Origin of the sequence: Bradyrhizobium sp. CSS354 (assembly GCF_029051725.1) — a bacterium.
GTDB lineage: Bacteria > Pseudomonadota > Alphaproteobacteria > Rhizobiales > Xanthobacteraceae > Bradyrhizobium.
In genome coordinates, this window is record NZ_JAACFU010000022.1 from 38744 (window position 1) to 54223 (window position 15480).

The 15480-nt window shown below is 57.1% G+C and carries 13 protein-coding genes; 8 read left to right on the plus strand and 5 right to left on the minus strand.

The annotated features are described in order from the left end of the window. Positions 1-679 precede the first annotated feature (679 nt). Positions 680-895: a hypothetical protein gene (locus tag GWG67_RS33565; RefSeq protein WP_275173775.1), complete on the minus strand. Its 216-nt coding sequence runs from the start codon at positions 893-895 to the stop codon at positions 680-682. Between the two features lie 702 nt (positions 896-1597). Between GWG67_RS33565 and GWG67_RS33570 the strand changes: the two genes are divergently transcribed. From GWG67_RS33570 to GWG67_RS33580, 3 genes are all read left to right on the plus strand, one after another. Next, on the plus strand, positions 1598-1843 hold the full coding sequence (locus tag GWG67_RS33570) for a hypothetical protein (RefSeq protein ID WP_275173776.1): 246 nt from the start codon (positions 1598-1600) through the stop codon (positions 1841-1843). A gap of 201 nt (positions 1844-2044) precedes the next feature. Then, a complete protein-coding gene (locus GWG67_RS33575; RefSeq protein ID WP_275173777.1) occupies positions 2045-3163 on the plus strand; it encodes a serine/threonine protein kinase in 1119 nt (372 codons plus the stop codon). Then, entirely contained in the window at positions 3150-4229 is a 1080-nt protein-coding gene (locus GWG67_RS33580) for a nucleotidyltransferase family protein (protein ID WP_275173778.1), read from the plus strand. Before GWG67_RS33575 ends, GWG67_RS33580 begins: the two co-directional genes overlap by 14 nt. Positions 4230-4304: 75 nt before the next feature. Here the strand turns inward: GWG67_RS33580 and GWG67_RS33585 are convergent, their stop codons facing one another. Further along, positions 4305-4688: an H-NS histone family protein gene (locus GWG67_RS33585; protein WP_275173779.1), complete on the minus strand. Its 384-nt coding sequence runs from the start codon at positions 4686-4688 to the stop codon at positions 4305-4307. A 616-nt stretch (positions 4689-5304) separates the two neighbouring features. Between GWG67_RS33585 and GWG67_RS33590 the strand changes: the two genes are divergently transcribed. Then, positions 5305-5673, plus strand: coding sequence for an H-NS histone family protein (locus tag GWG67_RS33590; protein ID WP_275173780.1), 369 nt, complete (start codon positions 5305-5307; stop codon positions 5671-5673). A 68-nt stretch (positions 5674-5741) separates the two neighbouring features. Here GWG67_RS33590 and GWG67_RS33595 read toward each other — a convergent pair whose 3' ends face one another. From GWG67_RS33595 to GWG67_RS33605, 3 genes are all read right to left on the minus strand, one after another. Beyond that, complete coding sequence (locus tag GWG67_RS33595; protein ID WP_275173781.1) at positions 5742-7211, minus strand: exopolysaccharide biosynthesis polyprenyl glycosylphosphotransferase; 1470 nt, start codon at positions 7209-7211, stop codon at positions 5742-5744. A 107-nt stretch (positions 7212-7318) separates the two neighbouring features. After that, the gene (locus GWG67_RS33600; protein WP_275173782.1) at positions 7319-9322 is read right to left on the minus strand and encodes a hypothetical protein; all 2004 of its coding nucleotides are present in this window, start codon (positions 9320-9322) and stop codon (positions 7319-7321) included. Positions 9323-9389: 67 nt separating this feature from the next. Then, positions 9390-11729, minus strand: coding sequence for an AAA family ATPase (locus tag GWG67_RS33605; RefSeq protein ID WP_275173837.1), 2340 nt, complete (start codon positions 11727-11729; stop codon positions 9390-9392). 333 nt (positions 11730-12062) lie between these two features. Between GWG67_RS33605 and rfbC the strand changes: the two genes are divergently transcribed. Genes rfbC through rfbA form a run of 4 tightly spaced genes read left to right on the plus strand, consistent with a single transcriptional unit; the run spans position 12063 to position 15471 of the window. Beyond that, on the plus strand, positions 12063-12620 hold the full coding sequence (gene rfbC / locus GWG67_RS33610) for a dTDP-4-dehydrorhamnose 3,5-epimerase (protein WP_275173783.1): 558 nt from the start codon (positions 12063-12065) through the stop codon (positions 12618-12620). A 14-nt stretch (positions 12621-12634) separates the two neighbouring features. Beyond that, positions 12635-13693, plus strand: coding sequence for a dTDP-glucose 4,6-dehydratase (rfbB, locus tag GWG67_RS33615; protein ID WP_275173784.1), 1059 nt, complete (start codon positions 12635-12637; stop codon positions 13691-13693). 7 nt (positions 13694-13700) lie between these two features. Then, positions 13701-14690, plus strand: coding sequence for a dTDP-4-dehydrorhamnose reductase (gene rfbD / locus GWG67_RS33620; RefSeq protein WP_275173785.1), 990 nt, complete (start codon positions 13701-13703; stop codon positions 14688-14690). After that, positions 14599-15471 (plus strand): glucose-1-phosphate thymidylyltransferase RfbA, encoded by an 873-nt coding sequence (gene rfbA, locus GWG67_RS33625; protein ID WP_275173786.1) that lies wholly within the window; start codon positions 14599-14601, stop codon positions 15469-15471. Before rfbD ends, rfbA begins: the two co-directional genes overlap by 92 nt. Positions 15472-15480 lie beyond the last annotated feature (9 nt).

The window sequence follows — 15480 nt, forward strand, 5'->3', positions numbered from 1 at the left end:
CAATCGACTGGCTTGGAGCTATGTCAGGAGGTGATTGGGGGATTCAGCGGCGATCTCTGAAACGATCGTCTTCGAGCTCGCTGAAAATTACGCCCGCTGCTCGCTCTTATTGAAACCTCGTGCGGCAATTAGTCCCAAACCGGCGCCTCCGCATCCGGGATGCCGACCCTAGCCTCGCTCTTTCTCCGAGGCTTCGCCTTTCCGCCCTTCGCACTTGCTCTCGAAGCATCTGTAATTGAGCAAGCAAGCTGACGAGCTCCATCGCCTTTCGACGCAGAACAGCCAAGCGGCTGCAAACTCGATTACTCACTAAAATACCCCCAACCAGGTCCTCGCGGGATCAGCGACCGAAAGCCTGAGCTTGTGACGACCTGCCGGTGTGATGCTTAACGCACGGTTCATGAGGGCGTCAGTTCGCTTTACGACGATCGGCCAAAATATTTTCGCATCCCTCCAGAGCATCCCTAAGAAAGCCGTGACTAGAAGTAGGTGCCTCAAAAGAAGATCTGTATGAGTGCTGCTCCGTGATCGAGCGCATCTAATCGCTGTCAAGCCCGGTTCTGAGCCGGTGCGACAACCATGTCGCTCCAGATCAACTACGAACGCCAAATGAGGCGGTCGGCCCGAATTCGTGTAATGCGGTCAGTTCGGCTACGTCGGTATCGAAGCCCGCTACGCATCAGCACAGCGGCGTTCCATCGAATATCTCCCTGGCCCGCACCACCGGCTCCTCGACCCAGGCCTCGCGAGCGAACCAGTTGTGATTGGCGCGACAGACCGGACAATGAGTATTGCCGTAAAACACAACGCTCCGCAGGAAAGCCTCACGGTCCGACCTAATACCAGTAGGAATTGCGCGACCAGTTTGGGGACATTTGACCATGATCATACCCACGTGAGCCTCCCTGGAAAATTACTCGTTGTCGAAGGAAAAAGAACCAGCCGGCTGGAGGGCGTCGTCATCTCAGTGCGGGTTACTTGGGGGGCATCGCACACTGGGAGTGCTTGTTCGAGCAAAGGGCGGCTTGCTCGTGACGGCGTTTTTCCAACCGGCCGGATCGCTGCTTGAGCGATCCTTGGGCGCCGCCGAGTCTTTGGCTCGGCAGGGCGGGCGTTGATTATCCGGCCCTCGAGAGCTCCTGGGGCGCCGCTGGAATGGGCCAATCTGAGCGGGTGGGAGTTTTGTGCGGACTATGCCGCCTGCGACGAAGACGATTAGGCTGCCTAATGATGGGCAAATTGGCTAACTCGATCACCTGCTTTCACCCCACTCTCGTCAGCGAAATATTTCTCGTAGATTAACCCTGCAGATTAAACCTTGCGCCGTCAGTCCGGTTTGCGACTCTCGTTAAGCATTATTTTTTGCTGTCCTGCAGGCTTGCCGGCAGGGAGGTCAAGATCATCGCGGCGAGCCTCTAAGACGCTGTTCCCGTTGCTTGGCGTTTCGGCACGGAACACGCTTCTTGGTACTTGAACGATTGCATCCGGTTCAAACATGAAATAAATTTTGATTATATGGCGAAGATATAAATCCTCTTGTTAATTGCCGTCAATCCCGTAAGTTATTTTTTATTAAGCTTTTTGGTCGGAGGATACGATGCGGAAATCGATCCAGAAGAAGCACAGCTCCACCTCGGTTGCGCAGCAGTTGGCCCAAATGCGTGAGAAACTAGCGAGCATAGACGAAAAAGAGCGCGTCTTAAGCGAGCGGAGTGCCCATCGGGAAGTTTACCGGTATCTCCTGGACTCTCACCGGTTGATTGCGCCGGTGAGCTTTCCTGGAGAACAAGTGTTGAATATTTCTGCGTCTGGGGTGAGCGAGGGTGGTCAGCTGGCGGCGTGACTGGGGCCGTAGCGTCAGTTCGAACGAATCCGAATCAGGTGATGTGCACGCGCGCCGGATGTGCATTCGCGCCGCTGCAGTACGGCGATCAAGCTGAATTTCCTCGGCTACTGTAGCTCGTTTGATTGCGCCGCGGATGATACACCGCAGGATGTTGTCGACACAGCGGCGAGACGGATATCGCTGATACTGAGCATAGCCATGCTGGAAAAAACATCGGCAGAGATGGTGTTCAGACCGGCCGCGGGTGCAGTCTTCGCGCTGCTGGACGGTCGATCAGTGCTTTTCACCGAGACAGGGCAGAAGATCTATGAGCTGGATCAGGTGGGGGCATTCATTTGGTGCAAGTTGGCACAAGGCGCTTCTCTGGAAGAGGTCCATCAGGAGCTTGGCGAGCTAGGCATTGGCGAGCGCGCAGCGCGCGAGTTCACGAGGCAGACGATGAACGTCTGGATCAATCGAGGGTTGCTCGAGCTCGACTGGCGAATGTCGGCCAATTGCGCCTTCTCAACGATTCTTGGTCAGCGCAGGATCAGTATCCGGGCCTCAAATTGGGACCTCCTGCAACAGTTGATTTCGCTGTTTTGTGTTCCGGACGACAGCGGCGGGGAGGCGGAGGATATTGCGATCGAGACAACGGTGCTGGACGATCAGGTATTCTTCCGCGGGAATGACGCGAGCATCCACAAATGTGAAGCCGCAGCTCTGGCACCTACAATCAAAGCTTACATCACCGAGCGACTTATCAGAAGCAATCAGTGGGCTTTTGCGCTCCACGCCGCTTCTCTTGCGAAGTGCGGCATGGGTTTGCTGCTGTGCGGCCAACCGGGAGCCGGCAAGTCAACTCTCGCACTGGAGCTGGTGGACGCTGGATTTCAGTATGCCGGCGATGATGTTGCGCTGATTGCGGTTGACGGAGCGATCTGCGGCATCCCATTTGCTCTCACCGTCAAGAAGGGGTCGTGGGAGTTGCTGTCGCGACTGTACAGCAATTGGAACGGCATGACGCATTGCCGGTCGGATGGCGCCGAGGTGCGGTATTTGCCGATTTCGGATGCGCGCAATGGATGCCTTTCCGCCAAATGGATCATTTTTCTGAACCGGGTTGCAAGCGGCCCAGTCGAGCTGACCTCGTTGGATCAGCTTGATTCGATCAAGCGGCTCATTGAGGGCGCATTTGCCGCGGACGGGAAGTTGTCGCAGGCCGGCTTTTTCGCTTTGAAGCGGATTGTTGCGGGCGCGCAATCGTTTCAACTAACCTATTCCGAATCGGCGATGGCTCGGCGGCTGCTGATGGATTTGTGCAATGGCCAGGCATAGTGCGGCACTGACGAGCCTTTGCAATTGCTTGCGGGGGTTGCCGCCCGTGGAAGTGGAGTGGACCTCCCTGATTGGGCTCGCAAACCAGACGTTAACGACGCCTGCTCTCATTGACTTTGTCGATCAATTTGCATCGGTGTTGCCAGAGGACGTCTGCGCGTACGTCCGCCTGATCCATCGCCGAAACGTGCTGCGCAACGAACGGTTGGCCGGTCAATTGGAAGAGGCTCTCATAGCAATGAACGGCCGGGGAGTTACGCCGGTGTTGCTCAAGGGGGCGGCGATGTTAGTCACCGCGCCTGTCGAACGGCGAGGAGTTCGTCTGATGTCCGATCTGGACATTATGGTCATGCCGGACGAAGCTGAAAGAGCGATCGCCTCTCTGGGCGCAATTGGCTATGAAGTTCATGATCAAGCGCGGCCCGAAAGTGCGAGATGGTATGTCGAGCTAACTCGACCGCGGGATGTCGGAACCATCGATCTGCAGCGAGCCGCTCCAGGACCCGCGCACCTCTATGCTGGCCCGGGACATGCCCTGAACCATTGCGTTCCCGCACTGTTGGGGCGGGGAAGCGCGTACGTCCCGACGCCCACTTATCAAGCGCTCATGTTGATAATCCATGATCAGTTTCAAGACCACGGTTATTGGCTTGGCGAACTCGATCTGCGGCATCTTGTTGAGTTGCGCGACCTGAACAATTCCGTCGAGGGCCTGGACTGGGATGAACTTGCCGCTCACGTCTCGGGCGAATTGATGAAGAACGCCGTCGAAACCCAGCTGCTCGCTCTCGCTGCGCTGCTTGGGGTCGAGATCCCGCGCTCAATGCGCTCCCGATTGATTCCTCGTCTGCAGTTCATGCGACAATTGATGCAAGCGCGGTTTCCGGCCACACGTGTGCCGTTCCTCGCAATGACGGTCCTGGACCTCAGAAATTACCGGAGGGAGGCGACCTCTGGCTACACGCAAACCGGCATGCGCCGGCCGGGCTTGTGGTCCGTGCCAAGAACGGACACCTTACAGTTTCTGTTGAGGGCAGCCACCGCAGTTCGTGTGGGAAAGGTTTAAAGCTAACAACGCTCGCACGAGCGCCTTGGCAGGGCCAAACAGCTTCAGCAACCAGCATTCTGCAGTTGCGCGGAGCTAATGACTTTGACCACCAGCATTCCGATCGGACGATTCATCGTTCTCGCGAATCCTGAACTCTTCGAGCGTGTGCCCCAATTGGAGCGCGGCAACTAGCCAGCGAGGCTGTTTTCCACGTCCCGACCAAGTCTCTGTGGGGTGGAGTGGATTGAAATATTTCGGCACGACCTTCGGGTATTTGCGGCGCGGTGGCTGGTCCGTTTCATCCTTGGCCGCCCCGCTTTTAGCTTGACCGAATTGATCCGGTTGGTTGAGTTGCGCAAGACGTTTCTCGAGCTCCTGCTTCTCGACTTTAATCTTTTCGGCAAGTATCTTCGTCAGCTCTTCGTGGAGCATCCAAAGTTCCTCGAAATCCATGGCTTCGAGATCTTGCCGACGCATAGCATTCTCGTCACCGTTCGACTGACGCCTGATCCATCCGTCAGCGTGGACCAAAGTCAGTGGTTAAATTGACGCGATAATGAATAAATAATATATAATTAAATAATTATAGCGAGGGTTATTTTGCTAAAATGGAAGGCAATCAACGATTTGCTGCAGCGCGGGAAAAGAGGACTCACTCGTGCTCCTCCTGGGCGTCTTAAGATATAACCGGGAGCGTCCCTCCCCGGTTGCACCGTCGGACATTCGAGACCCGAAGGCCCAAGTCAAGCTCAGGCACCAGCGCTAAGGGACATTGAAAGGTAAACCCGCAAGCCAACCGTATTCGTGGAGAATACTGCGTTGCAGCTTGCCGGTATGGCCACTTTGATGTGGTTCTCGTCACGTCGGCGTCGCTTGAATGGTTCCATGCCCGCTCGCGGGGTGAATTTCGCCCCATCCGCGTTTTAACTGTGCGTATAGCTCATCTTTTCGGCTTGATTAGCTGGTGCAACGCAGTTATCTGGAGCGCGAATTTAAGCTTGGTTCCGTATATTTCTTTGGGTAATCGAGTTCACCGTCTTGATTAATGCCGATCTGGGGCAATAATAAGTTGGGCGCAACTACGGGTGCAAATATGCCGGCTAAGAAACTCGAATTAGAATCGATGTCCCTTGACGATCTCTGGTCGCTCCATGAGGAAATTAGTGGGATCTTATCGGATCGGATCAAGGCAGAAAAGCACGAACTAGAGAAGCGCTTGGCGGTTCTCGGGGGCGGGATGGCTGTTTTGGCGGACGCGAGCGGGTCGGGCGTGTCTCCGAACGGCAAAGTGAGACGCAAGTATCCGCGGGTGCTGCCGAAATACCGGAACCCCCAGACGTCGGAGACTTGGTCGGGTCGCGGCAAGCGGCCGCGGTGGTTGGTTGCTGCCGTGAAGTCTGGCCGTAGGATTGAGGACTTTCGAATAGGGGATGCGAGTTCGAAGCTTCGTCAGCGCGCGTGACCTAATCTGCACTGATCGATGGGATGGTTGCGGTCAAATGGCCGGCGCAGCGCCGTGATCCTGTGCGCCTAATAGGCGTTGCGTCCCCGCAGCACTTCGATGGGAGTTCGCAGCAGGATTACAAGATCAAGGCGAAGGCTCCAGTTGTCGATGTACCAGAGATCGTATTGTACTCTTGTTTCGACCGTGATGGCTGTGGGGGTCGGACCGCGGCAGCCATGGACTTGGGCCCATCCGGTCAATCCTGGCCTGACCCTGCGGCGAAGGGCGTAGTTCCGCACGAGCTTGTCAAATTCTCCGTCGTGAGCCAAGGCATGAGGACGCGGACCCACCAGCGACATGCTGCCGTCGAGAACATTCAACAGCTGTGGCAGTTCATCGAAGCTTGTTCGACGCAGCCATTTGCCGACGCGGGTGACGCGTCGGTCGATGGGATGGGCCTGACGGATCGCGGGCCCGTCCTCAAGCACATGCATTGTCCGGAATTTACGGATCAGGAAGATCCGGCCATTAAAACCACAGCGTTGTTGTCGAAAGAATATGGGGCCGGGCGAATCCAGCTTGATCGCAAATGCGGCCATCACAAGCAGCGGGGCAAATATCGTCAAGGCGAGCCCCGCGACGAAAAGATCAATCATTCGCTTGGTCGCACAGTCCAGCGGCGTAAGAGGACCACGCTGGAGTTCAACACAAACGGTACTTCCAAGACTTCGCGTAGGATGTCGAAGCAGTTCGGATGTCGTACCGACCGGCACGAACACGACTGGTAGCGGCAAGACCCGCAAGTCGGCAACGAAGGCCCGAAGTTCGGGCCACCGTTCCGGGTCCGCTTCCACCACCACCTGGTCGAACTCGGAACTGCGAATGTAGTCAATCACGCGAGCCGTAAGCCGCCTTCGGCAGGCAGGACCGAAGCCGATTGGGGGCAGGCTGAACCGGCCTCGGACAGAATAACCATGCATCGCCAGCGTTTCAGACAGTCCGGCGTCTTTCGATGGCGGCTGGTCACTGATCACAACAATGTTTGTGGTGGCGAATTTTCTGCCGCTCAAGCCTCTTCCCAGAAGCGCTCTCACTCCCCACCGCTCGGCCAGAAGCAAGCCCAGGCCCAGGACAGCGAAAAGTGAGCCTGCTTGGTGAGAAGAGCCGGGACCAATTGCAAAGCCGCACCCGGCCCATATCAAGAGCAACAATGACGCCCATGCGATCCAGACGGCGCGCATCTGACTTCGGAGGACAAGAAGCTCAGCTGGCCGATAAAGGCCGTGGGTCTTCAACAGACAAACAAGACATGCTGCGCTTACTAGCGCCAAGCCAAGTGCGTCGCTTAAGTCGCCTGCAGCCCACCCATTCTGAGTTTGGCACAGCCACGTCGAAACGACGCTCGCAAAAACAATGGTCGCAACATCCGCACAGAGCGCCACGTATTCGATCGAGTCGTAACGGAGGGGCCATTTGTGTTGGCGGGATACTATCGGCCCGGGACTGACACGATCCGTAACCTCCCGATCGGGGAAATGTCGGTTCACGAAATTCATTGTCTGAACACCAGCTAGTTAATATTTAATATATTATTAATTGACCGATTTATCAAGAAAAAATCTTAGTTTTAGGCGATTAAATATGTCGCGCTGCTCGGAGGATCCTATCTAGATCCCTGCCGCGAGTTCCGTGCGCGCATGCTGTCGAGATAGGTCGGATCGAGCTCCGAAATCAGCTTCTCGAGATAGATTTTCCCCTCGGCCGAGGCTGATCGGTACGCGGCCACAAGCGCTGGTCTGATAGCAGGTCGACGCGTAACGACGAGGCTGACGTCCCGCTTGATCAAGTCTCGAAATTCAAGCTCCCGTACCACGGCATCTGTAGCGAGTGCGACGGATAGCCTTAGCGGAAGCAGATCCAGATCATTCGGCGCAGTATAGTACGACATCTTGAGCATCGCTGCCGTCTGGATCGAATTCTGTTTCGACGCCGCCGCGAGCATGAGCCAAATGTCGCCGCGGAGCGGCGACGAGCGTAGCGCGCGGGCAAACGCATTCGACGCTGCCGGAAGTTCCGTTTTTTGCTCGTCCGCGGCGAGAGCCGGATCTTTACTGGATCGTGATTCCCCTCGGATCCAAAAGTCTTCATGCGCTGCCGCAACCGAAACTGGTTTCGAGGTCTCGTTCGACCATCCTGCTGCGGCCGAAATAGCTGCCGCTAACGAAGACTGACCTCCGAGATACCACCCAGGGAGGATCATCCATATCGTCGGTATGATCAGCGCTATTCCAAGCACCGCCAGGGCAACGCGCGGCCAAAGGGTGACAAACGCTGGCGCGAGCCTTGGACGAGATGCCGGAACTGGACCGGCCATCCGGTCCGAAGCCTCTTTCGATTCCAAGGACATTGCCTCACGGCCCGCACCGGAGACGCTTTGACCGAACGCTAGTCCAAAAAGCGCAGCGACCAAAAGCGATGCTCCCAAACTCAGAATTCCATGGTCAGCAAAGGCCAGTATTGTCAGTGCAATCGAAGCGCCGGCGCCCAAGGCTGGGTACACGTAGTCGTAAGCTCGTGAAAGAGAACGCCTGATCAGAATACAAGCGGCGAGCATCGCTATAGCTACAACGCCGCACAGGAACGCCCAGCCCATGTCTATAACCATTGCGGCGGCAGCCGTTGGCCTTTCTCGCGGGGCGCCAATTCCCATGTCCCGATAAAGCGGCAAAAGGACCGTCGAAGTTCCGGCACCGGATCCCGCCGGCCTGACGTCCTGGAGCATCCGTTCCGTCGCGATCTGGCTGCTCGTTGACAAGGCGATCGTCACATCGGTGTTCGTCCTAAACGGAATGACCGTTACGCTGGCAACAAAGAATATTGCGGCGGTTGCGAAAACGCCGGCGGTACCCCACAAGCCCAAGAACCACCTGCGAATTGCGAACACCGAGAGCAAGATTCCTGATCCGAGGAGGGCGGCGATGACGGCGGTGGAGTTGGTCCGAACGAGCAGCGCGGCCAAGCAGACAATCATTGCGATGGTCGCGGTGGACAGAACAAGGAGCGGAACTGGCGCAATTGCTCCTGGCCGACTGTGTCGCGCTATCTGATCGGCCGCGCGTATTGCCGTCGCGCAGGAGAACAAGACGCCGAGCACTGCGACGGCTGAGCCATCGGCCCCGCCGATACCGTCAGTCTTGCCGAACCATATGGCCGTGGCAATCGTGGCTATCGACAGTAGAATATGTAGGACTTGCGCTGCACGATATCGGTCAAGCGTGATGACCCCAGTGACGAGGGCCGCGGCGAGAACAGCGCAATACTGCGCGAGCGAGAGCATAGTCGCCCCCTTGTCGACTGTGATCGTTTCGGCGAGGGGTTTGCCTAGGGCCGCCGAAGCGGTTGCCCAGATGGGATTGCCGAGCGTGTCCATAGGCATCGGCACCGCCTGTAGCGCCATCCAGAGGGCCGGAGCCGCGAGCACAACGACGGCACCAGGCCGGAGCACCTTGGCGAGCCCGAGGGAGGCGAGGGATGGAAAGATCGCTACAACCAGCGCGGCTGTTGCTAGTATGAATGATGCCAATCCCAAGCTTTGCAGGCTTTCCGGCATTGCGAGCGCCGCGATGATCGCCACAAACTCGGCTAACATGACAAGCCGGAAAATCATGTAAACACCATGGTGTGGTGCGGCCACTCCGCTGGCCGAAGAACGTGCAGGCGGCTACGAGAAGGCCTCAAGAGCCAGAAAGGCCATAACGGATGTAGTGGCTGTCATGATAGTAGTAGCTCCGATGTCCGTCATATCGAGCCATTGCCTTGGTATCCGTTTTGCTGAGAACTGCCCCTATCAGCGATTCGTGAACGTTGGGTGCGGTGTGCAGAGCGTGCTGCACGACATCGATTTTGGTCCGGCCCCATTCAACGACCAAAATGTAGCAGTCAATTAGAGACGAAGTGGCTCGGACATCGACCAAGGGGGTCAGGGGAGGAAGGTCGACGATGACGTAGTCATAGTCTTTTCGCAAACGGTCGAACAGCTTGCTTATATCGTCGGCGCACAGAAACTCGCTGGTGTGAAGCAGGGGTCCCCGCCGCACGCAGGGAAGAAACGCAAGGTTGGTCGTGGGATCTCGCCAAATTGTGTCAGCCAGGGATCGGCTGCCGTTTGCAACTTCGATGATTCCGCTGGTAGCCTTGGGTGCAAAGATCGATGAAAGCGACGGATTTCTGAGGTCGCAATCGACGATGATGGCCTTCTTGCCGGTGTGCCCGATCAATTGCGCGAGTGAGGCTGCAATCGTCGTTTTCCCCTCATTCGGTAGGGCCGAGGTAATGCCGATGACCTGAGAGGAGATTTTCGCCGGGTTGTGATCGATGGCCAGCTTGATGGAACGAATTGCCTCGGTATATCGAGATAGGGGCATCCCGACCACGGTCCGATGAATTGCCGTCAGAGACGAAACTATGCGTTGCTGAACATCATCATCGGTTGGCTGCGAGCGAACCGGCAGCTTCGGAGATTTGCGGGCTGGCAATAATGGGACCAAAGAAAGGCAAGGCAATTCCAACACGGTTTCCAGTTGTGAAGAGGTACGAAACACGCGGTCCATGAGGTCTCTGAGGAGCGCCAGCCCGAGGCCCAGAGCGAGACCGCCGAAAATGCCGAGCGCCAGTACCAACCTGGTCTTCGGCTTGCTCTTGCTCGCCGGCGGCGAAGCGGGAAAAAGTACCCGCGTTTCTGAGATAGAAAATGTCTCCTGCTGTGCGGAGCCCATGTAGCGCTGCAGGAAGGTCTCGTACAAGCTACGCAAGCCCTTTGCCCGGCTTTCCAGATCCTTGATGGTCAGCTCAGCAGAATTGACCGAACGAGACTGCGAAACGGCCTTGGACAGCTGCTTTTCGATTTCTTCCTGCCGTTGTTTGGCGAGTTCGAATTCGCTTCGGCTGACTTCGGCAAGTCTCCTGACTTCGTCGAAAATGGAGACGCGAAACTCCCGCGCGCGGTTCCGGACACTGACGACTGCCAAGTGGTCGCGGCCAACCCTGGCCGTCAACTCGGCCTCGCGTCTCGTGAGTTCTAGATATTGCTGGCGCAGCCCCGTAATGATCTGACTGCTCAGCGCGTCGGTCCCGATGGCATCCAGATTAACAATGGAGGACGGCTTTGTCGGATCGGAAGCAATCAGAGTTTCATAGCGAGCCAGCTTGGCCGTGGCCTCGGAGGTCTGGGCGCGTGCCGCAGCCAATCGATTGTTGATTTCGGTGATCTGCTGCTCGTCGATCGGCTTTCCGTCCAGGGAAACGATATTGTTCTGGGTCTTGTAGACGTCGACGGCACGCTGCGCAGTGAGGGCTTGGTCACCGAGATCGCTCAGCCGCTCCTGCAACCAGCTTGTTGCTCTGCGATTGGCCTCGAATTTCGCGCTGAGTTGGTCGGCAACATACGTATTGGCTACCGCATTGACGATCTCGGCGGCTCGGGCTGCGCTGCTTGAACTGTAGTTGATCTCGATGACGTTGCTGTACCCGACACGTCCCGCCGAAAGCCGACTGAGAAATGCGTCTACCATCGTGTCCGATGGCTCGCCTGGCGAATCGGATGGTCCATCCTTCTTCTTCGATCCAGCCGAGCCCCACGATCGAATTCGCTGCCAGAGGGACTGTAGAGACAGCCCTGACGCGGTAAAGTCCGGATCGTGCATCAGTTTCAGCTGGTCGATGACCGCAACCGCAGTGGCCCTTGATCTCAGGAGCTGAAGCTGGGTCTCGATTTGACTGAGATCGAAAGCCGGCTCGGCAAGGAGCGATTGCTGCTGAACAAATAGAGGCCTGGCGTTGGCCAACAGGATCTGAACCTGCGCGGTATAGGTTGGAGACACCAACCGGAGATAGAGCAGGCTGGCCGCGGTGACGAGTCCAGCGGTCACAAGGATCATCAGATATTGGCGTCGTAGCAGCCCAATACCGAAATTGATGACGTCGCTGATACCTCCGCCGTCCGCCTGGGTGGGTTGAGCCAGCACGTTCACTGGCGACCGTAGTCTATCCGTGTGTTGAAGATTGTTCTGGAGCATCACGTACCTGTCCGACGGTGGGGTCACACGTTAGGCGTTCGCCCGCAGATCAACGTTTAAAGAGGACGTGCGGGTCGGTGAGGGAGATTATCTAGCTTATAAAAATTGACTTGCCAAATTAAATAAGTCATCTATTAATTAAAATAAGGAAAATATCAGGAAAGGGTCGCATCTTCGGGCCGTTACGGCAAAGTTTGCGGTCCGGTCGGCATTTTGCATCGATAATAACACAAACCTTAAACTCGGGTTGGCATGCGGACGATTAATCCCATCGAGCGATTATGGTCCGCCGCATGGAACCCGACCCAATTGAGGGCCGGCGGGAGGTACCCGATGCTGGAACTGCGATCCTTGGCGATCCCTGATGTCAAAGTCATTCGAACGGAACGGTTTTCGGACGGCCGCGGCTACTTCTGTGAGACTTTCCAGCGATCAGCTTTTGCGGAAAAGGGAATCCTTCACGACTTCGTTCAGGATAATCAGTCCAGCTCAGCTCGGATCGGCACGGTGCGCGGCCTGCATTTCCAGCGCCCGCCCTTCGCCCAGGCGAAGCTCATACGGGTGTTGAGCGGGGCCATTCTCGATGTTGCCGTTGATATCCGACGTTCATCGCCCAACTTCGGCAAGCATATCGCAATCCAGTTGGATGGTGAAAGCGGTGAGCAGGTGTTTATTCCGAAGGGGTTCGCGCACGGCTTCTGTACGCTGCAGCCCAAGACCGTCGTCTTGTACAAGGTCGACCAGGTCTACGCCCCGAGCCATGACGGCGGCATCTATTGGGCCGATCCGGCATTGGCGATCAAGTGGCCCGTGACAACCTCCGAGGCTCAAGTATCGCCAAAGGATCAAACACTTCCTGCGCTCAACCAGCTTGGTTGCGTTTTCGAGTAATGGAGACGACCGTAATGCGTATCTTGGTGACCGGCGGAGCGGGCTTTATCGGTTCTGCAGTGTGTCGCCATTTGTTGCTGCAGACTGGTGCCGCAGTGATCAACGTCGACAAGTTGACATACGCAGCCAACCTGGATTCGCTGGCGAGCGTCGAGAGACTAGAGTCTTATTCGTTCCTGCAGTCCGACATCTGCGATCGCGAAGTTATGGATCTCGCATTTGCCGACTACGAGCCGGACGCGATCATACATCTGGCCGCCGAAAGCCACGTCGACCGTTCGATCACCCGGCCCGATGCCTTCATCAACACCAATATAGTCGGCACCTACACGCTGCTGGAGGCCGCTAGGACTTACTACGAACGTCTGCCCTCTTCGAAGCGGAAGCAATTCCGCTTCATCCACGTATCGACAGACGAAGTTTACGGTTCGCTGGGGCCGGACGACTTGTTTCGCGAGGACACGCCCTACAGACCGAGTTCGCCGTATTCGGCCAGCAAGGCCGCCTCCGACCACCTCGCACTGGCGTGGTTTCGAACCTACGGTCTACCGGTCATCGTATCGAATTGTTCGAACAACTACGGCCCGTACCAATTCCCGGAAAAGCTGATCCCGCTGACGATCCTCAATGCGATCGACCGGAAGCCTCTGCCAGTCTATGGTAACGGCAAGAATATTCGCGACTGGCTTCACGTCGATGATCATGCCGCCGGCTTGATAAGACTGCTGCATGAAGGGAAACCGGGCGAAAAGTACAATTTCGGAGGAGACGGCCAGCGATCCAACCTGGAGGTCGTCACCCGGATTTGCGACGTGCTGGATCAATTATCCCCGGGCGCAGGAGCGAGACGATCTCTTATTGCGTTCGTGCCGGATCGTCCGGGGCACGATGCGCGCTATGCGATCGACGCGTCGAAGGCACATCGCGAACTTGGCTGGGAACCGACGAGAACCTTTGAACAGGGCCTGGCCGAAACCGTCGGATGGTATTTCAAAAATCGTGCGTGGTGGGAGCGTGCGCGCTGCGGTGTCTATGACGGCTCGCGTCTCGGTCTCCTGGCCGCCCAACATTGAGGTGAAGATGTCAGAGCGTCCCATCCTCATTGCCGGACGGAATGGCCAGTTGGCAAGGTGTCTTCGCGATCTCGCTGCGGTGCGCGGTCTGCCCGCGGTGGCTCTCGGGCGCCGAGAGCTCGATCTGGAGAACCGCGAGGGAATCGACAAGCTCATCGCGTCGATCGCGCCGTCTGCAATCATCAATACGGCGGCTTATACCGCGGTGGATCAGGCCGAATCTGAAGCAGCGAAAGTGTTCAGCATCAACCGCGATGGCGCGGCGGCGCTAGCAGATGTTGCGTGGCAGATGAATATTCCACTCATTCATCTCTCGACCGACTATGTATTCGACGGTGCGAAACCGGATGCGTACGACGAAAGTGACGTTCCCGCGCCGGTGAATGTTTACGGCGCATCGAAGCTTGCCGGCGAAGCTGCCGTATTGGCCGCGCACCCACTTGCGACCGTAATCAGGTGCTCGTGGATTTACAGTCCCTATGGCAGCAACTTCGTTCGGACGATGCTGCGGTTATGTGAGACGCAGGCAACCGTGAGGGTTGTTCAGGACCAACTTGGAAATCCCACCTATGCATTCGACCTCGCGGAGGCCGTCCTTCGGATCGTAGACCGATCCGTAACGGACGATCGGAGGGCCACGGCCGGCATCTTCCACCTCGCCGGGCGAGGCGAGACGAGCTGGTACGACTTTGCGCAGGCGATCTTCTGCGCACGCGCCCGCCGTGGAGCGCGAATTCCGGCGCTCGAGGCCATCACGACAGAAGAGTATCCGACCGCCGCGCGTCGGCCTCGAAACTCGCGCCTGGACTCATGCAAGGCCGAACGTGTGTTCGGGATTCGATTGGCGTCCTGGCGCCATTCACTCGAAGCTTGTCTCGACCAGCTGGTCGGAGAAGGAGAAACCGATGCTGAAGGGAATCGTGCTGGCTGGGGGCAGCGGAACGCGCCTCTATCCGATCACGCGCGTGGTCAGCAAGCAGTTGCTCCCGATCTATGACAAGCCCATGATCTACTATCCCCTGTCGACGCTGATGTTGGCAGGGATTCGTGAGATTCTGATTATTACCACGCCTTCAGACCGGTATCAGTTCGAGCGGTTGCTGGGCGACGGGAGCCAGTGGGGAATTCGGCTCAGCTACGCTGAGCAGACCCGTCCCGCCGGTCTCGCGGACGCCTTCATTGTTGGTGCCGATTTCATCGGAAACGATCGTGTGGCGATGGTGCTTGGAGATAATATCTTCTTCGGCGATGGCCTGAGCGAACTGCTGGCCAGGGCGGCAGGACGTGAGGAGGGTGCCACGGTTTTTGCCTATCACGTGCGGGACCCCGAACGATACGGCGTCGTCGCGTTTGATGAGGAGGATTGCCCGGTATCGATAGAGGAGAAACCGAAACGCCCAGCGTCGAATTGGGCAATCACGGGGCTGTATTTTTTTGACAATTGCGTTGTCCGCTACGCGCGTCGCGTCGAGCCGTCGTCGCGCGGAGAGCTCGAGATTACCGATGTTCAGATGCGCTACCTTTCGGCCAACGCGCTGCACGTTGAGCGCATGGGGCGGGGGTTTGCCTGGCTGGATACCGGCACGGTCGAGTCACTCATCGATGCAGGGACGTTCGTGCAGACCCTGGAAAAGCGGCAGGGAATGAAGATCGCCTGTCTCGAGGAGGTCGCCTTCAGACTCGGCTTCATCAATCGTGGTCAACTTCTCGCGCTGGCCCAGCCGCTCGGGAAGAGCGGCTACGGCGAATATCTGAGCGAAATCACGCGGCTGCCGTAATTCGCTTTG